The sequence below is a fragment of the Azospirillum sp. FG154 genome, assembly GCF_057809575.1.
Genome location: NZ_JBMDKF010000012.1, coordinates 13,817 through 31,010, shown reverse-complemented (window position 1 = coordinate 31,010; position 17,194 = coordinate 13,817). Strand labels below are relative to the sequence as shown.

Genomic DNA, 17,194 nt, shown 5'->3' with positions numbered 1-17,194 from the left:
CAAGTGGCATGACCGCGAATTTGTCCACGCAATCGATATGATATCTGTGAAAATATGGTGAATGTCATGAAGATTTTTGGTTTTCTCTTCCTGTTCAATTGCCTTTGCACGCTGATATATTATTATGACTATATGGCATATCCATATTTTTGGTTCAGCAATGGCGGGTATATATTCTTCGGGATAGCCATGGCGTCGCTTGTCGAAGCCATGGCTTGGCATCGGTTGCAGAAATTTCTGAACGCGGAAGGGGAATCCGCCGCGCGACGCACGTACTTCATTTTCTTCCTGTCATTTGTTTATATTTTTACATCAGCTTTTCTCTATTACCTGACTCTCCAGGCAAGCCTTTGGGGAGCTTTGAGGGTGGTTTTTATTCACCTTCTGGTGAGTGTCGTCTTTTTTCATATCGTTGCCTTTGCGTTAAGACGATCATCTACGCAACGGAATATCAAATGCATAGACTACATACATGTCACCATGACCATCGTGAGCCTAATCGCGATTATCGAACCGATAAATGTGATGTTAAATCAGAAAAAATCGCTTCTTGAGACGGAAATACAGAACCTACGGCAAGACGAACTGGAGGAGTTGCGCCTTTACTACAATGAAGTCACCCGTAACTTCGTCCTTCCATGGTATAATGAGCGCTGCGACGGCGGGTCAAAGACTGACGCCGACAATGCAACGACTACCGGCAGTACCGGGGTCATGCCAATTGGCCGAGACTGTGAGAATGCAAAGAGAGGCATCGAATCCATTCAAACAGCGAAGACGGTAGAGGATGTTCTTCAGATTGCCAAAACCTATCATGCCATAAAGGGAGTTCGTATCGAGCACCCTACGAACAGCAAGAATCAAACGAAATATCAGGAAATAATATTATATTTCGAGAAGAAAATCGATTTGATTTCTGCTCAAATCAAAGCCCTTGAGGAGGATATCGGGACTTCAAGCGACGAAAAATCGAAATCAGACAAGCTCCAGATAGATAAATTGAAGATATTGTTCTCGTTCATCGGGGCTGCCGCCATTGCCCTGAGGTTCACCAAAACGACCTGCGAGGTGTTGCAGTGGCATAAGGCGTCAAACGGGACAGGGCCGGGTACCGGGGGGTAAGCGCCGGGGCTGCTTCGTGAGGAACGCCCCAGCAGGATGCGGAATCGGAACGGCATCGCTCGACCATCCACCGGGAAATCCGGCGCAACTTCTACCATGACCGTTTTTGACGCATAGGCTCTCAGCCGCGCGTTCCGCTCACGTTTTCACATCCCGGACAATCTGAACACTTTCGTGTCGTGACCCCATCTGTGTTTATCGGTGTTCATCGGCGTCAAAAAAAATCGGCCAGCCCAGGATGACATGACCAACAGGTCAACACATCATCCCGGACTGGCCGTTTTTCGTCACCAGAAGAGCGTCGTCACGCGCTCAACATGTCCAGCGCCTTTTGCAGCTTGTCGCGGGCTTGATCGGCGGCGGCGCGGCGGTCGCGTTGCTCTTCGATCACCTCGTCGGGGGCCTTGGCGACGAACTGTTCGTTCGACAGCTTGGCGTCGATCTTCTTGATCTCGCCCGCCAGCTTGTCGATCTCCTTGGTCAGGCGCGCCCGTTCCTTGTCGAGATCGACAATCCCCTCCAGCGGCAGCACCAGGGTGGCTTCGTCCAGCACGGCCTGGACCGCGCTTTTCGGCGTCGGGCCGACCAGCGGCTCGACGCTCGACAGGCGGGCCATGCGCAGGATCAGGTCGCGGTGGGTGGCCAGCCGGGCCAAGCTGCCGGGGCCGGCGTCCTTCAGTTTCAATTCGATCTGGGCGGCGGGCGGCACGTTCATTTCGGAGCGCATGGAGCGCACCGAGGTGATGAGCCGCACCACCCAGTTCATTTCATCGCGCGCCGCCGCATCGACCAGATCGGCCCCGAATTCCGGCCATTCCGCCGAAATCAGCCGGTTGGCGCGGGACGGCGACAGTTGTTCCCACAGCTCTTCGGTGATGAAGGGCATCATCGGGTGCAGCACATGCAGGATCTGGTCGAGCACCCAGGCGGTGGTCGCGCGGGTCTCCGCCTTCGCCGCCTCGTCCGTTCCGGCCAGGATCGGCTTGGTGAACTCCATGTACCAGTCGCAGAAATTGCCCCAGGTGAACTGGTAGGCCGCGTTCGCCGCCTCGTTGAACTTGTAGGCGTCGATGGCCTCGGCCACCTTCTTGGCGGCGTCGGCCAACTCGCCGACGATCCAGCGGTTCACCGTCTGCGTCAGCCCGACCGGGCGGTAGCCCGCCACCGGCTCGCAGCCGTTCATCTGGCAATAGCGGGCGGCGTTCCACAGCTTGGTCGCGAAGTTGCGGTAGCCCTCGACCCGGTTGACCGCCAGCTTGATGTCGCGGCCCTGCGCGGCCATCGCCGACAGGGTGAAGCGCAGGGCGTCGGTGCCGTATTCGCCGATGATCTCCAGCGGGTCGATGACGTTGCCCTTCGACTTCGACATCTTCTGGCCCTTTTCGTCGCGGACGAGGGCGTGGATGTAGACGGTGCGGAAGGGGACGTCCTTCATGAAATGCAGGCCCATCATCATCATCCGGGCGACCCAGAAGAAGATGATGTCAAAGCCCGTCACCAGAACGTCGGTCGGGTAATAGCGCGCCAACTCCGGCGTTTCATCGGGCCAGCCGAGCGTCGAGAAGGGCCACAGCGCCGACGAGAACCAGGTGTCCAGCACGTCGGGATCGCGCGTCAGTTCGACGTCGGAACCGTAATGTTTCGCGGCGGCGGCGCGGGCGGCGGCCTCCGTCTCTTCGACGAAGAAAGTTCCATCCGGGCCGTACCAGGCCGGAATCTGATGGCCCCACCAGATCTGGCGGCTGACGCACCAGGGCTGGATGTTGCGCATCCACTCGTAATAGGTGTTTTCCCACTGCTTGGGCACGAACACCGTCTTGCCGGTCTCCACCGCCTCGATGGCGGGCTTGGCCAGGGTGGCGGCGTCCACATACCACTGGTCGGTCAGCCAGGGTTCGATGGCCACGCCGGAACGGTCGCCGTGCGGGACCATGTGGGTGTGCGGCTCGATCTTCTCCAGAAGCTCCAGGGCTTCCAATTCGGCGACGATCTTCTTGCGCGCCTCGTAACGGTCGAGGCCCTGATAGGCTTCCGGGACGTTCTCGTTCAGGTGGGCGTCGCGGTCGAGGATGTTGATCGCCTCAAGATTGCAGCGCTTGCCGACCTCGAAATCGTTGAAGTCGTGCGCCGGGGTGATCTTGACCGCGCCCGATCCGGTCGCCGGATCGGCGTATTCGTCGCCGACGATGGGAATCAGGCGGCCAACCAACGGCAGGCGAACGAACTTGCCGATCAGATCCGTGTAACGCTCGTCCTCCGGGTGGACGGCGACGCCGGTGTCGCCCAGCATGGTTTCCGGGCGGGTGGTCGCCACGGTGATGAAGCGGCCCTCTTCCCCGTCGATGGGGTAGCGGAAATGCCAGAGGTTGCCCTTGATCTCCTTCTGCTCGACCTCAAGGTCGGAGATGGCGGTGTGCAGCTTGGGATCCCAATTGACCAGCCGCTTGTCCTTGTAGATCAGGCCCTGGCGATGCAACTCGACGAACACCTTGGCGACGGCGCGCGACAGCCCCTCGTCCATGGTGAAGCGTTCTTTCGCCCAATCCGGCGAGGCGCCCAGGCGGCGAAGCTGGCGGGTGATGGTCCCGCCCGATTCGGCCTTCCATTCCCACACCTTGTCGATGAAGGCGTCGCGACCGAAATCATGGCGGGTCTTGCCGTCCTTGGCGAGGTTGCGCTCCACCACCATCTGGGTGGCGATGCCCGCATGGTCGGTGCCGGGCTGCCACAGCGTGTCGCGGCGGCGCATGCGGTTGTAGCGGACCAGCACGTCCTGCACGGTGAAGGTCAGCGCGTGGCCCATATGCAGGCTGCCGGTGACGTTCGGCGGCGGCATCATGATGGTGTAGGGCTTGGCGTTCGACCGCGTGTCGGCGGCGAAAGCGCCCGATTCTTCCCACAGGCGGTAGTGCTTTTCCTCGACCTCGGCGGGCCGGTACGTCTTTTCCAACATCACCAGAAACTTTCGCTCAACATCTCGTGTGAAAAACGGCGGCGGCGGATTGGTCAGAATTTCTGCGACCGGCGAATCATGCGGTCGATTTCCTGCTGCACCAGCCGTTCGACCACCGTCGGCAGATTTTCATCCAGCCATTCCTTCAGCAGCGGCCGCAACAATTCGCGCACGACGTCCTCCACCGTGCGGATGCCGATGGGCATCGGACCGATGGACAGATCGTCGCCCAACTCGCGCGCCAGATGGGTCAGATGGTGCGAGGCGTCGTCCGCCGTGCGGCGGGAAATCAGCCCGTCATCCTCCACCATCGCGCGGCGGCGCGGGCGCGGCGGCGGCGGCGGCTCGTCATCCTCGAAATCGTCGAAGGCGGGCGGCGGCGGGCGGCGGGGCTGACGCGGCGGCGGCGGCGGTTCCTCCGGTTCGTCGAACATCGTCGGGCGCGACGGCAGTTCCGGAAAGGCCGGTTCGTCTTTCCAGGGGTCGGGATCCGGCGCGCCAAAATCCGGCATGTCGGCGACGGGATCGTCGTCGACCATCTGGGTCAACTCCAGCACGTCGTCATCCTCCTCCATCATCGGGGGAGGCGGCGGCGGGGGCGGAGGAGGCGGCGGTGGTGGGGGCGGCGGCGGCGGGGGTGGTGGAGGCGGCGACGGGGATTCCGATTTCGCAGGCTCGCCGTCCTCGGAAATGATCCGACGGATGGAGGCGAGGATTTCCTCCATCGATGGTTCTTGCTGGCCCTTATCGCTCATCGTGGCAACCCAAGACGTCAACCTGCCCCGAACCTAGGGCAGACCCGAACAAAAAGCCACAATACAAAAACGGCCCGCTTTCGCGGGCCGCTCTGATCGATCACTCAACCGAGGTGCCGATCCATTTTCCTCGGGTCTTTTCGTAATTCGTCTGAGGATCGTAATACTCGACGGGCAGATTGAGCTGCTGCGCCGTCAATTGCCCCGTCGCCGCGACGACATTGAAGGCCGCGACCATTTCGTCACGCTGCGCGCGCACCAGATTGACGCGGCCATTGAGCAGTTCTTGCTCCTGGTTCAACACGTCAAGCACGGTGCGCGACCCAACCTGAGCCTCTTGCCGCACGCCTTCCAAGGCGATTTGCGCCGCCTTGATCTGCGCCGAATAGGACTGGATGCTGGCGCGAGCGGTTTGCAGCGATTGCCAGGAGCTGATCGCGCTTTCCACCACTTGGCGGCGGGATTCCTCGATCTGCAAGCGCGCCTGATTCGCCGTCTGCTTGGCTTCACGCACCAGCGCTTCGGGCAGGCCCGCCTGATAGATCGGGACCGTCACCTGGGCGGTGATCGACGCGCTGTCCGTCCGCTTCAACTCGATGCCGGACGACCGGCCCGGATCCAGCGTGCGGGTGCCGCTGGCCGACAGACCGACCGACGGCAACAGCTTGCCATATTGCTGATCGACCGCCGCCTGCTGGGCCGATTCCGTGTAGGTCGCGGCCAGAACGTTGGGGTTGTTGCTGCGCGCCAACTCGACCAGATCGTCCATCGTCTTGGGCAGCTTGAAGGCGGGCTTCGGCGCCTTCAATTCGCCCGGAGGCGCGCCGATGATCCGCTCATAGGTGGCGCGGGCGGCCTTGAGCTGCCCTTCCGCCGAGATTTTGGTGGCGACGGCCAAGGCCAAACGCGACTCGGACTGGCTGACGTCGGTGCGGGTGTATTCGCCAACGCGGAAGCGGTCGCGGGCGGCGTCGAGCTGACGGCGCAGCACCTGCTCGTTGTTGGCTTGAAGCTGGTAGACGGCCTGATATTGGACGATGTCCAGATACGCTTGCGCGGCGGTCAGCAGCACCGACTGTTCGCTGGCGATCAACGAGGCCCGCTGCGATTCCACCAGACGCTCGGCCCGGCGCACCGCCGGGGCGACGGTGGGATCATAGAGCGACTGCGAGGCGGTGAGGCTCGCGGCCTTGCTGTTCGTTTCCGATCCGCTGGAGCCGCCGCTGAACGTGCTGTTGCTGGTCGAACGGTTGACGCCAAAGCTGGCCTTCGCGGTCGGGCGATAGCCGGACAGCGCCTGCGGCACGCTTTCATCGACCGCGCGCAACCGGGCGCGCTGGGCGCCAAGCGTCGGGTTGTTGGCGTAGGCCTGGGCCAACGCCTGTTCCAGAGTCTGGGACCAGGCGACGCCGGACCCGCCACCCAGAGTGACGGTCAGAGTCAGGGCCGTCGCCAAGCAATGGCGCGCAAAACGGCTTCGCACAGTCATCTTCAATAGACCTTCATGTTCGGGTCGATTCGGCGCGCCCAGGAATCCACGCCGCCATCAAGATTGATGGCGCGTCCATACCCCTTGGACCGCAGCCACATGGTGACTTGCGCGCTGCGTCCGCCGTGATGGCAGACGACGACGATGTCGCGATCCGTCGGCAACTCCGCCACCCGTCCCGGCACGCCGTTCATCGGGATCAGCAGACTGCCGTCAATCGCGCACAGCTCGTGTTCCCACGACTCGCGCACATCCAGAACGAGGAGATCGTCCCCCGCCTTGCGGCGACGGTCCAACTCCTCAACCTCGATCTCAAACGGCGCAGCCATGGGAACTCACTTTCGCGCAAGCCTACCGACGACGGTAACGCAGAACGGATCAGATGTGAACTGCACGGTTCAGTTCAAGACGTCTTTAGAACACAAACGCCGCTTTTTTCTCAAATCCCGGCAGGGCGTGCGGCTGCGCCTCGAACAGAACGCGGCTGGACAGCACGCCGCCGACGCGCTGGAACAGCCGAACCTCACCGACTCCGCGCGCGTCCTGAACGATGGCGACCAACCGGCCATCTTCGGCGAGCTGGTCGGCCAGAGCGGCCGGAACCTCGGGAATCGTGCCTTCGATGACGATGACGTCGTAGGGGCCGCCCTCGGCGTGTCCGGCGGCCAACGGGCCGGTCGCAACCGTGGCGTTGGTCACGCCCTGGGCCGACAACGCGGCGGCGGCGGCGGCGGTCAACGCCGCGTCGCTGTCCAGCCCGACGACCGACGCCGCGAGCTTGGCCAGGATCGCCGTCGAATAGCCGCCAGCGGCGCCGACGTCGAGAACCCGGTCGGCGTCCTGAACGCCGACATATTGCAGCATCCGGGCGAACACCATCGGCTCCAGCAGATAGCGGCCCTGGCCGATGGGCAGATCGTCATCCACATAGGCGACGCCGCGCGCGGATTCGGGGACGAAGGCCTCCCGTGGCGTTTCGGACAGAGCATCGACGAGGCGATGGTCCGTAACCTTGTTCGGACGAATCTGTCCTTCGACCATGAAAAAGCGGGCGGCGGCGAAATCGGTCATGGCGATCGCTTATGGCTTTGTTGTGACGGCGACGGCACCAAAGCCGAACATGGGACGGCTTCCTGCCAACGCGGTTATATACCCGGAAAACACACAAAAACACAACGCCGCACCGCAGCCGTCGGAGCGGGATCAAACCAGCGCGCGCCCGTCGCAGAGGCATTGGCGCGCGGTGGCAAGTCGGCTAGAGTGCCGCCCGCGAATTCGTATGGGATCGTTTGAATGAACCGCTGGCGTCGGCTGAGAGGGGGGATCGTGGCGGTCGGCCTGACCACGCTCGCCGCCTGCGCGCCACCGGGCGGCGGCGGCGATTCCGGTTTGCCGGCCAGCGGCGTCTACACGGTCGGGAAACCCTATCAGATCAACGGCGCGTGGCATTACCCCGCCGAGGACTACCGCTATGACGAAACCGGGCTGGCCTCCTGGTCCGGGCCGGAAAGCCATGGGAAAACCACGGCGAACGGCGAGCCTCATGACCCTGATGAGCTGACGGCGGCGCACAAGACCTTGCCGATTCCCAGCCTCGCGCGGGTCATCAACCTCGACAATGGCCGTTCGGTGGTGGTTCGCGTCAACGACCGTGGCCCCAGCGCCAACGGGCGGATCATCGACCTGTCGCGGCGCGGCGCGCAATTGCTGGGCTTTGAGTCCAGCGGTTCCGCCAAAGTCCGCGTGCAGATTCTGGCCGAGGAAAGCCGCGCCATCGCCGCCGCCGCCCGCCAGAGCACGCCGACGGCCATCCTGGCGCAAACCGACGGCCCAACGCCAAAACCGGCGCCGCGCGGCGTGATCGAGGCGGATGGTCCGCAGGCCGGGCCGACGGTCGGCAAGGCCCCCTCGCCCAGCCTGCTGGCCACGCCGGTGCCGCCGCCCGCGACGGTGGCGGGCGCGGTGGTCGGCGGGCGTTTCGTCCCCGCCCCCGTCGTCGCCGAATTGCCGGTGAAGGGGCGCGAGCGTCTGTTCGTGCAGGTCGGCTCCCCCGGCAACGCCGAAAACGCCAACCGGATCCGCGCCCGCCTCGCCGCGCTCGGCCAGCCGGTCAGCGTGGCCGCCGCGCCCAGCGGCAAGCAAACCCTGCAACGGGTGCGGGTTGGTCCGCTGGACAGCGTGGACCGCGCCGACGCCCTGCTCGACCAAATCATTCAGGCTGGCCTTACGGAAGCCAAAATCGTGGTCGATTGATCGTTCGACTGGACGGATCGATCCTGTTTCCTCGGAGGAATGTTGCTATGCACGCTGTTGTCGTTCGCACCGGCGCCGTCTTCGGCTTGGCGGTCGCGCTGGCCTCGGCGGTTGTTGGGTTGGGGGTCGGCGGCGTTGGTTCGGCGCAGGCCGCCACCATCGACACCATCGCCAAGCAGGCGATCCTGCTCGATCTGACCTCGAACACCGTCCTGTTCGAGAAAAACGCCGACGAGCGCATGGCGCCGTCGTCGATGAGCAAGATCATGACCGCCTATCTGGTGTTCGAGGCGATCAAGGGCGGTCGCCTGACCCTGGAAAGCACGCTGCCGGTGACGGAGCGGGCCTGGCGCATGCAAGGCTCCAAGATGTTCGTGGAGCTTCACAACAACATCAAGGTCGACGACCTGCTGAAGGGCGTGATGGTCCAATCCGGCAACGACGCCTGCATCGTGCTGGCCGAGGGGCTGGCCGGATCGGAATCGGCCTTCGCCGAACAGGCGACCAAGCGGGCCAAGGAGTTGGGGCTGAAGGGCACCAATCTGGTCAACGCCACCGGCTGGCCCGACCCGAACCATTACATGACCGCCCGCGATCTGGCGATCCTGGCCGAGCATCTCATCAAGGATTTCCCGGAATATTACCGTTATTACTCGATCCGGGAGTTCAAATATCACGGGATCACCCAGGGCAACCGCAACCCCCTGCTCTACCGGGGCATGAACGTCGACGGCATGAAGACCGGCCATACCGAGGCTGGCGGCTATGGTCTGACCGCCTCAGGCGAGCGTGACGGGCGGCGGCTGTTGTTGGTCATCAACGGTTTGCCCAGCATGCAGGCCCGCGCCGATGAATCCGCCCGCTTGATCGAATGGGGCTTCCGTGAATTCGCCACCTACGCGCTGTTCAAGAGCGGCGAGACCATCGAGCAGGTTCCCGTCTGGCTCGGCGATCAAGACACGGTGCCGGTGTCGGTGCCGCGCGACCTGAACGTCACCATGGCGCGGGCCGACCGCGCGGGCATGAAGGTGTCGCTGGTCAGCAACGCCCCGGTCGCCGCCCCGATCAAGAAGGGCGACGTCGTCGGCAAGGTGGTGATCTCCGCCCCCGGCTTCCCCGGCAAGGAGGTTCCTGTCGTCGCCGCGCAGGACGTCGAAAAGCTGGGCTTCGTCGGTCGCGCCTTCGCGGCGGCCAAATACCTCGTCTTCGGCGCCAAGAGCTGATCGGCGATGAGCGCACCGCAAAAGGGCCGCTTCATCACGCTGGAGGGCGGCGAGGGCGCGGGGAAATCGACCCAGCTTCGCCGCTTGGCCGAGACGCTGGCCGCGCGCGGCATCGACGTGCTGACCACGCGGGAACCCGGCGGCTCCAAGGGGGCGGAGGAGATCCGCGCCCTGCTGGTGTCGGGCGACACCGGGCGCTGGGGGCCGGTGACGGAGGCGTTGTTGCACAGCGCCGCCCGCCGCGACCATCTGGAGCGCACGGTCTGGCCCGCGCTGGAGGCTGGGCGCTGGGTGGTCTGCGACCGCTTCTTTGACAGCACCATGGCCTATCAGGGCTATGGCCTGGGGCTGGGGCGCGAGCGGATCGCCGCCTTGCAGACGCTGGCGCTGGACGGCTTCCGCCCCGACCTGACGCTGATTCTCGACATCGACGTCCAAACCGGCCTGCGCCGCGCCGCCGTCCGCGCCGGGGGGGAAGATCGTTACGAACGCATGGACGTCAGTTTTCACGAGCGGCTGCGCCACGGCTTCCTCGACATCGCCGAACGCGAGCCGGAGCGCTGCGCGGTGATCGACGCCGACGCCGATCTGGATCATGTGCAGGCGCGGGTGTGGAACGCGGTGGCCGCGCGGCTGGGCTTGGCTTTGGAATCGGCCCCGTGAGCAAGGCCCGCGCCGCCGCCGAACCCGCCGTCGAAGACGGGTTGACGCCCCGCCGCAACCCCGACCTGACCGGCCAGGACGAGGCCGAACGGCTGTTGCTGGAGGCCTGGAACTCGGGCCGCCTGCCCCACGCCTGGCTGATTGGCGGCTCGCCCGGCATCGGCAAGGCGACTCTGGCCTACCGCTTCGCCCGTTTCGTGCTGGCGCAGGACGCCGCCGGGGACGGGCTGTTCGGCGGCACGCTGATTGGCGGCGGACTGATTGGCGGCGCCCCGGCGACCTCGCTGCATCTGTCCGCCGACCATCCGGTCTTCCGCCGCGTCGCCTCGGGCGGACACGCCGATCTGCTGACGGTGGAGCGCCAGCGCGACGAGAAGCGCAACCGTCTGAAGCGCGACATCGCCGTGGACGACGTCCGCAAGATCGGTCCCTTCCTGCACCGGACATCCGCCGAGGGCGGCTGGCGCGTGGCGGTGATCGACGGCGCAGATCGTATGAATGTCAGTGGTTTAAACGCCATTCTTAAGATTTTGGAAGAGCCGCCGAACAAGGCCTTGCTGTTGCTGGTCAGCGACAACCCCGGCGGCATGCTGCCGACCATCCGCTCGCGCTGCCGCAAGCTTTCTCTTAAAGCGTTGTCTGAAGAGACCGTCGTCAACCTGTTGATGGAGCATCGGCCCGACATTCCGGCGGACGACCGCCCGGCGCTGGCCCGCCTGTCGGAGGGCAGCGTCGGCCACGCCATCGGTTTGGCCGACGCCGGGGGGCTGGAACTCTACCGCGCGATGATCGGCTTGCTGTCCGGCCTGCCCCGGCTGGACATCGCCGCCGCCCACGCCTTTGGCGACACGCTGACCCGCAAGACCGACGACGGCGTCTATGAGACGGCGACGGAGCTGTTGGTCTGGTGGCTCGCCCGCTTCGCCCGCGCGCTGGCGCGCGGCGCCTGGCCCGCCGAGGTGGTGGCGGGCGAAGCCGCCCTGATGACCCGCATGGCCAACGCCCGCAGCCTTGAACGTTGGGTGGAGGTGTGGGAAAAGGTTCAACGCCTTTTCGCTCGTGCGGAATCCGCCAATCTGGACCGCAAGCAAGTGGTGCTGAACGCCTTGGCGGCGCTGGAAGCCGCCGCATCTTAAAGACTGTGCCGAACCCGCTTCGGCAAGACAAACCCCTCGGGAGAGCGCCGACGATGGCCGGGCCGAAGACCTTCTACCTGACGACGCCGATTTATTACGTGAACGACGTGCCGCACATCGGCCACGCCTACACCACGCTCGCCTGCGACGTCCTCGCCCGGTTCATGCGCCTCGACGGCTATGATGTGAAGTTTCTGACCGGCACCGACGAGCATGGCCAGAAGGTGGAGAAATCCGCCGAAAAGGCCGGGATCGCGCCGCAGGCCTTCACCGACCGGGTGTCGCAGAATTTCCGCGATCTCGTGTCGCTGATGAACTACTCCAACGACGATTTCATCCGCACGACCGAGCCGCGCCACGTCGCCTCGGTGCAAGCGCTGTGGAAGGTGCTGGAGGAACGCGGCGAGATTTATCTGGGCGCCTACGCCGGTTGGTATTCCGTGCGCGACGAGGCGTTTTATGGCGAGGACGAGCTGACGACCAGCCCGACCGGCAAGAAGATCGCCCCGACCGGCGCAGACTGCGAATGGGTGGAGGAGCCGTCCTACTTCTTCCGCCTGTCGGCGTGGCAGGATCGTTTGATCGCCTTTTACGAGGCCAACCCGGATTTCATCGCCCCCGCTGGAAAACGCAACGAGGTGATGGCCTTCGTCAAATCGGGCCTGAAGGATCTGTCGGTCAGCCGCACCACCTTCAAATGGGGAATTCCGGTTCCCGGCAACGACGAGCACATCATGTATGTGTGGCTCGACGCGCTGGCCAACTACATCACCGCCGTCGGCTATCCCAACACCGCCGAAGACGGCGATTACGCCAAATATTGGCCCGCCGACCTGCACATGGTCGGCAAGGACATCCTGCGTTTCCACGCCGTCTATTGGCCCGCCTTCCTGATGGCCGCCGGTCTGCAACCGCCCAAGCGCGTCTTCGCCCATGGCTGGTGGACCATCGAAGGGCAAAAAATGTCCAAGTCGCTGGGCAACGTCATCGCGCCGGACGCGCTGGTCAACACCTACGGCCTGGACCAGACCCGCTATTTCCTGCTGCGCGAGGTGCCGTTCGGCAACGACGGCGATTTCTCGCACAAGCAGATGGTGGCGCGGATCAACGGCAATCTGGCCAATGATTACGGCAACCTCGTCCAGCGCGTGCTGTCGATGATCGGCAAGAATTGCGGCGGCGTCGTGCCGACGCCGGGTCCCTTCACCGAGGCCGACAACGCGCTTCTGGGGGCCGCCCACGGCCTGCTCGACCAGGTGCGGGCGGAGATCAAGGTCCAGGCCTTCCACAAGGTGTTGGACGCGATTTGGGCCGTGGTCGGCGACGGCAACCGTTACGTCGATGAGCAAGCGCCCTGGACGCTGAAGAAGACCGACCCGCCGCGCATGGCGACCGTGCTCTATGTGTTGGCCGAAACCATCCGCCATCTGGCGATCCTGACCCAGTCGGTCATGCCCGACGCCTCGGCCAAGATTCTCGACCAGTTGGCCCTGGGGCCGGACGCGCGCGGCTTCGCCAGCTTGGGTCCGTCGGGCGCGCTGGCAGCCGGAACGCCGCTGCCGACGCCGCAGGGCGTCTTCCCGCGCTTCGTCGAAGCCCCGCAGGAGTGAGCGACGGCCATGCTGGTTGACAGCCACTGCCACCTGGATTTCCCCGACTTCGCCGAGGAGCTGGACGCGGTGGTTCACCGCGCCCGCGCGGCGGGGGTCGGGCGGATGGTGACGATCTGCACCTATCTGACCCGCTTCGACCGCATCCTGGCGGTGGCCGAGCGTTACGACGACATTCTGTGCACCGTCGGCGTTCACCCCCATCAGGCGGCGGAGGAGTTCGACGTCACCACCGTGGACGCGCTGGTGGAGCGCGCCCGGCACCCGAAAGTCATCGGGCTGGGCGAAACCGGGCTGGATTACTTCTACGACAAAAGCCCGCGCGAGCAGCAGCAGGAGTGTTTCCGCCGCCACATCCGGGCCAGCCTGGACACCGGCCTGCCGCTCGTCATCCACACCCGCGACGCCGACGCCGACACGATGCGCATCGTGAAGGAGGAAAGCGCCGGGCAGACGGTGAAAGGGCTGCTGCACTGCTTCAGCTCCGGTCGGGCGCTGGCGGAGGAGGCGTTGGATTATGGCTTCACCCTGTCGCTGTCGGGCATCGTCACCTTCAAGAAGTCCGAAGAGTTGCGCGACATCGTGAAGGACGTGCCGCTCGACCGCATTCTGGTGGAAACCGACGCGCCTTACCTCGCGCCGATCCCCTTCCGGGGCAAGCGCAACGAACCGGCCTATGTCGCCCACACCGCCGCCTGCGTCGCCGCGATCAAGGGGGTGAGCGCGGAGGATGTGGCGCGGATCACCACCGACAATTTCTTCCGGCTGTTCGACAAGGCCGTGGAACATAAGGCGGCGGCATGAGCGAAGGCCGATCCCAGGACGTGATGCGCGTGACCGTGCTGGGCAGCGGCGGGTCGCGCGGCGTTCCGGCGATCGGCCCCGACGGCTGGGGGCGCTGCGACCCGGCCAACCCGAAAAACCGACGAATGCGCCCATCGGTTCTGGTGGAGCAGGCGGGGGTCGCCGTTCTGATCGACACCACCCCCGATCTGCGCCAGCAGTTTCTGGACAGCGGTTGCCAGCGCCTGGACGCCGTGCTGTGGACCCACCAGCACGCCGACCACGCCCATGGGATCGACGAGTTGCGGGAAATCTGCCGCCTGATGCACGCCCCGCTCGACGCCTATGGCTGGGACGAGCATCTGCGCGACATCGAAATCCGCTTTCCCTATTGCTTCGAGCCGTTGAAGGCGGGCTATCCCTTTTACCGCCCGGTCCTGAACGCCCGCCGCATCACCGGCCCCTTCGCCGTGAACGGCCTGCCGGTGACGCCGTTCGAGCAGGACCACGGTTATATGAAGACGGTCGGCTACCGCTTTGGCCGCTTCGCCTATTCCACCGACGTGGTGCGGTTCGACGAGGACGCCTTCGCGGCGCTCGACGGCATAGACACCTGGGTGGTCGATTGCGGACGGCTTGAACCACCCCACCCGGTGCACGCCCATCTGGCGCTGACCCTGTCCTGGATCGACCGGGTGCGGCCCCGCCGGGCCTATCTGACCCACATGGACAACAGCATGGACTACGACCACCTCCGCCGCATCCTGCCCGACGGGGTGGAACCGGCCTATGACGGGATGGTGATCGAGGTTTGAGATTTGCTTGAGTCCCTCTCCCGCCCTGCGGGAGAGGGAGGGGACCCACGCAGTGGGGAGGGTGAGGGGTTTCCAAGGGGCCAGAAAGGCCAATGGACGAAACCGCTTGGTTCCTTGTCGGCCCCCTCACCCTTCCCATGCTGCGCATGGGTCCCTTCCCTCTCCCAGAGGGAGCTATGGCGTTCACACATCTTTTTCTTGCTGCAACCAATTGAAATAAAATGGATTTTCCGTCATCCCCGCGCAGGCGGGGATCCAGAGTTTGCCAGACGAACCCTATGGGTAAGTCTGGATTCCCGCCTTCGCGGGAATGACGGAGAAAAGTTCTTTTTCTTCCAATGAGTTGCCTAAACCGAAAATGTGTGAATGCTGTAGCCCAGAGGGAGAGGGCGAAGGGGCCGTAATCGCGGCTACGCCGCTCCAGCGTCCTCCTCGCCGAATTGCAGGCGGGACAGGCGGGCGTAGGCGCCGTTGGCGGCGATCAGCGCGTCGTGGGTTCCCTGTTCGATGACGCGCCCACCCTCCATCACCACGATGCGGTCGGCGTTGCGCACGGTGGCCAGACGATGGGCGATCACCAGCGTGGTCCGGCCCTGGGTCAGACGCTCCAACGCGCCCTGCACCAGACGTTCGGATTCGCTGTCCAGCGCGCTGGTCGCCTCGTCCAGCAGCAGGATCGGCGCGTCCTTCAGAAAGGCGCGGGCCAGCGCCAGACGTTGACGCTCGCCACCCGACAGCTTCACGCCCCGGTCGCCGATGACAGTGTCGTAGCCTTCGGGCAGCTTCATCACGAACTCATGGGCGGCGGCGGCCTTGGCGGCGGCGATCACGTCGTCGAGCGGCGCGTCCAACCGGCCAAAGGCGATGTTGGCGCGCACCGTGTCGTTGAACAGCACCGTGTCCTGGCTGACGATGGACACCGCCGCGCGCAGGCTGCGCAGGGTCGCCCCGCGCACGTCCTGGCCGTCGATGGTGACGCGCCCGCCGATGGCGTCGTAGAGGCGCGGAATCAGGTTGAAGACGGTCGATTTGCCGGCGCCGCTGCGCCCGACCAGCGCCACCGTGCTGCCCGCCGGAACGTCCAGATCGACGCCCTTCAGGGTTTCCGCGCCGCTGTCGTAGGCGAAGCGCACGCCCTCCAGCGCCACCGCGCCTTTGGTCAGGGCCAGCGGCTGGGCGTCGGGCCGTTCCAGAATGGTCGGGGCTTGATCGACCAGCTCGAAGATGCGCTGGGCGGCGGCCAGCCCCTCTTGCAGGGCGGCGTTCAGCGTGCCGATGGCGCGCACCGGCTGGGCCGCCATCAGCAGCGCGCCGACGAAGCCGGAAAAGGCGCCGACCGACCCGTCGCCCGTCGCCATGCGGTATCCGGAAAAGGCGATGACGCCCGCCACGGCGACGCCGCCCAACACCTCCATCATCGGGTCGATGCGCGAGCGGGCGCGCGTCGCCTTCATGCTGAGGTTGTAATTGTCGTCAAAGGCGCGGGCGGCGCGGGCGCGCTCGTAATCCTCCAGGCAATAGGTCTTGACCATGCGGGCGCCCGACAGGCTTTCGGTCAACAGCGAGGTCATGTCGCCCATCTGCGCCTGGGTGTCGCGCGAGACGCGGCGCAGCCGCTTGCCGATCTGGACGATGGGAACGGCGGCGATGGGGTAAATCACGAAGACGATCAGCGACAGGAACCAGTCGAGGTAGAACATCGACCCGACCAGCGCGATGACCGTCAGAATGTCGCGCACCAACCCGGTCAGGGTCCGCGACAGCGCGTTGCGGATCACGTCCACGTCGTTGATGAAGCGCGAGGTCAGCGATCCCGTCGGCGCGGCGTGCAATTGCGCCATGTCGGCGGTCAGCAGATGGCTGAACATCGTCAGGCGGACGTCGGAGATGATCCGCTGGACAATCTCGCTGGTGACGACGGTTTGCGCGTAGAGCGAGGCGCCCTTGACGACCGTCACCAGCACGATCAACGCCGGAATGAGCAGAGCCAAGCCGCGATCCTGCGCCGAGAACATGGCGTAGGACTGGTCGATCAACAGCGGATAGCCGCCGGTGGCGGCGGCGACCAGCGCCATCAGCAGGAAGGACAGCGCCAGTTTGGCCCGATAGGGCCGCACCCACTCGCGCCACACCCGGCCCATCAACCGCTCGGTCGTCGCGTCCAGCCGCAACGCGCCACCGCTTGTCTTCGTCACAATCGCGCTCTCTTTGCTCATCGCCGGGGATCGTCGCCCCGAAAGAATGGCTTAACCGATGGGGTTCAGCTTTGTCCACCGGGGCGCGGTCGGATCGGGCGGCGGCGCGCGCGCGTCAATCCTGAATTGCAGCACCACAGAAATATAATTTCTTATTGGTGGAATTAATAATGCATATAATTTTGGCGCCCCTCCCG

Annotated in this window: 14 protein-coding genes; 8 read left to right on the top strand and 6 right to left on the bottom strand. The window is 64.5% G+C overall.

Going from position 1 to position 17,194, the window contains the following annotated elements; all coding sequences use genetic code 11:
* The first annotated feature begins 66 nt into the window (after positions 1-66).
* A complete protein-coding gene (locus ACODS4_RS15185) occupies positions 67-1,122 on the top strand; it encodes a hypothetical protein (protein WP_488865034.1) in 1,056 nt (351 codons plus the stop codon).
* A gap of 304 nt (positions 1,123-1,426) precedes the next feature.
* Here ACODS4_RS15185 and ACODS4_RS15180 read toward each other — a convergent pair whose 3' ends face one another.
* The 5 genes from ACODS4_RS15180 to ACODS4_RS15160 form a co-directional block, all read right to left on the bottom strand.
* Entirely contained in the window at positions 1,427-4,075 is a 2,649-nt protein-coding gene (locus tag ACODS4_RS15180) for a valine--tRNA ligase (RefSeq protein ID WP_488865033.1), read from the bottom strand.
* Positions 4,076-4,128: 53 nt separating this feature from the next.
* On the bottom strand, positions 4,129-4,830 hold the full coding sequence (locus ACODS4_RS15175) for a DUF2497 domain-containing protein (RefSeq protein WP_488865031.1): 702 nt from the start codon (positions 4,828-4,830) through the stop codon (positions 4,129-4,131).
* Between the two features lie 100 nt (positions 4,831-4,930).
* Positions 4,931-6,319 carry a TolC family outer membrane protein gene (locus tag ACODS4_RS15170; protein WP_488865030.1) on the bottom strand — a complete coding sequence of 463 codons (1,389 nt, stop codon included), beginning with the start codon at positions 6,317-6,319 and terminating at the stop codon, positions 4,931-4,933.
* 2 nt (positions 6,320-6,321) lie between these two features.
* Complete coding sequence (locus ACODS4_RS15165; protein WP_488865029.1) at positions 6,322-6,648, bottom strand: rhodanese-like domain-containing protein; 327 nt, start codon at positions 6,646-6,648, stop codon at positions 6,322-6,324.
* An 85-nt stretch (positions 6,649-6,733) separates the two neighbouring features.
* Positions 6,734-7,390, bottom strand: coding sequence for a protein-L-isoaspartate O-methyltransferase family protein (locus ACODS4_RS15160; RefSeq protein WP_488865027.1), 657 nt, complete (start codon positions 7,388-7,390; stop codon positions 6,734-6,736).
* Positions 7,391-7,612: 222 nt separating this feature from the next.
* Between ACODS4_RS15160 and ACODS4_RS15155 the strand changes: the two genes are divergently transcribed.
* From ACODS4_RS15155 to ACODS4_RS15125, 7 genes are read left to right on the top strand one after another with little or no spacing between them, the layout of a single operon-like run.
* On the top strand, positions 7,613-8,572 hold the full coding sequence (locus ACODS4_RS15155) for a septal ring lytic transglycosylase RlpA family protein (protein WP_488865025.1): 960 nt from the start codon (positions 7,613-7,615) through the stop codon (positions 8,570-8,572).
* Between the two features lie 47 nt (positions 8,573-8,619).
* Positions 8,620-9,795 carry a D-alanyl-D-alanine carboxypeptidase family protein gene (locus ACODS4_RS15150; protein ID WP_488865023.1) on the top strand — a complete coding sequence of 392 codons (1,176 nt, stop codon included), beginning with the start codon at positions 8,620-8,622 and terminating at the stop codon, positions 9,793-9,795.
* A gap of 6 nt (positions 9,796-9,801) precedes the next feature.
* The gene (tmk, locus tag ACODS4_RS15145) at positions 9,802-10,458 is read left to right on the top strand and encodes a dTMP kinase (RefSeq protein ID WP_488865021.1); all 657 of its coding nucleotides are present in this window, start codon (positions 9,802-9,804) and stop codon (positions 10,456-10,458) included.
* Positions 10,455-11,594 carry a DNA polymerase III subunit delta' gene (locus ACODS4_RS15140; protein WP_488865019.1) on the top strand — a complete coding sequence of 380 codons (1,140 nt, stop codon included), beginning with the start codon at positions 10,455-10,457 and terminating at the stop codon, positions 11,592-11,594. The genes tmk and ACODS4_RS15140 overlap by 4 nt, the downstream gene beginning before the upstream one ends.
* 53 nt (positions 11,595-11,647) lie before the next feature.
* Positions 11,648-13,204 (top strand): methionine--tRNA ligase, encoded by a 1,557-nt coding sequence (gene metG / locus ACODS4_RS15135; RefSeq protein ID WP_488865018.1) that lies wholly within the window; start codon positions 11,648-11,650, stop codon positions 13,202-13,204.
* A 9-nt stretch (positions 13,205-13,213) separates the two neighbouring features.
* A complete protein-coding gene (locus ACODS4_RS15130; RefSeq protein WP_488865017.1) occupies positions 13,214-14,008 on the top strand; it encodes a TatD family hydrolase in 795 nt (264 codons plus the stop codon).
* The gene (locus ACODS4_RS15125; RefSeq protein ID WP_488865016.1) at positions 14,005-14,802 is read left to right on the top strand and encodes an MBL fold metallo-hydrolase; all 798 of its coding nucleotides are present in this window, start codon (positions 14,005-14,007) and stop codon (positions 14,800-14,802) included. The genes ACODS4_RS15130 and ACODS4_RS15125 overlap by 4 nt, the downstream gene beginning before the upstream one ends.
* 410 nt (positions 14,803-15,212) lie before the next feature.
* Here ACODS4_RS15125 and ACODS4_RS15120 read toward each other — a convergent pair whose 3' ends face one another.
* Positions 15,213-17,018: an ABC transporter ATP-binding protein gene (locus tag ACODS4_RS15120; RefSeq protein WP_488865015.1), complete on the bottom strand. Its 1,806-nt coding sequence runs from the start codon at positions 17,016-17,018 to the stop codon at positions 15,213-15,215.
* Between the last annotated feature and the right edge of the window lie 176 nt (positions 17,019-17,194).

Excerpts from the sequence above, each read along its gene's own strand:
- ACODS4_RS15185 (WP_488865034.1), top strand. The coding sequence starts at position 67 with ATGAAGATTTTTGGTTTTCTCTTCCTGTTCAATTGCCTTTGCACGCTG.
- ACODS4_RS15180 (WP_488865033.1), bottom strand. The coding sequence starts at position 4,075 with ATGTTGGAAAAGACGTACCGGCCCGCCGAGGTCGAGGAAAAGCACTAC.
- ACODS4_RS15175 (WP_488865031.1), bottom strand. The coding sequence starts at position 4,830 with ATGAGCGATAAGGGCCAGCAAGAACCATCGATGGAGGAAATCCTCGCC.
- ACODS4_RS15170 (WP_488865030.1), bottom strand. The coding sequence starts at position 6,319 with ATGACTGTGCGAAGCCGTTTTGCGCGCCATTGCTTGGCGACGGCCCTG.
- ACODS4_RS15165 (WP_488865029.1), bottom strand. The coding sequence starts at position 6,648 with ATGGCTGCGCCGTTTGAGATCGAGGTTGAGGAGTTGGACCGTCGCCGC.
- ACODS4_RS15160 (WP_488865027.1), bottom strand. The coding sequence starts at position 7,390 with ATGACCGATTTCGCCGCCGCCCGCTTTTTCATGGTCGAAGGACAGATT.
- ACODS4_RS15155 (WP_488865025.1), top strand. The coding sequence starts at position 7,613 with ATGAACCGCTGGCGTCGGCTGAGAGGGGGGATCGTGGCGGTCGGCCTG.
- ACODS4_RS15150 (WP_488865023.1), top strand. The coding sequence starts at position 8,620 with ATGCACGCTGTTGTCGTTCGCACCGGCGCCGTCTTCGGCTTGGCGGTC.
- tmk (WP_488865021.1), top strand. The coding sequence starts at position 9,802 with ATGAGCGCACCGCAAAAGGGCCGCTTCATCACGCTGGAGGGCGGCGAG.
- metG (WP_488865018.1), top strand. The coding sequence starts at position 11,648 with ATGGCCGGGCCGAAGACCTTCTACCTGACGACGCCGATTTATTACGTG.
- ACODS4_RS15130 (WP_488865017.1), top strand. The coding sequence starts at position 13,214 with ATGCTGGTTGACAGCCACTGCCACCTGGATTTCCCCGACTTCGCCGAG.
- ACODS4_RS15125 (WP_488865016.1), top strand. The coding sequence starts at position 14,005 with ATGAGCGAAGGCCGATCCCAGGACGTGATGCGCGTGACCGTGCTGGGC.
- ACODS4_RS15120 (WP_488865015.1), bottom strand. The coding sequence starts at position 17,018 with ATGAGCAAAGAGAGCGCGATTGTGACGAAGACAAGCGGTGGCGCGTTG.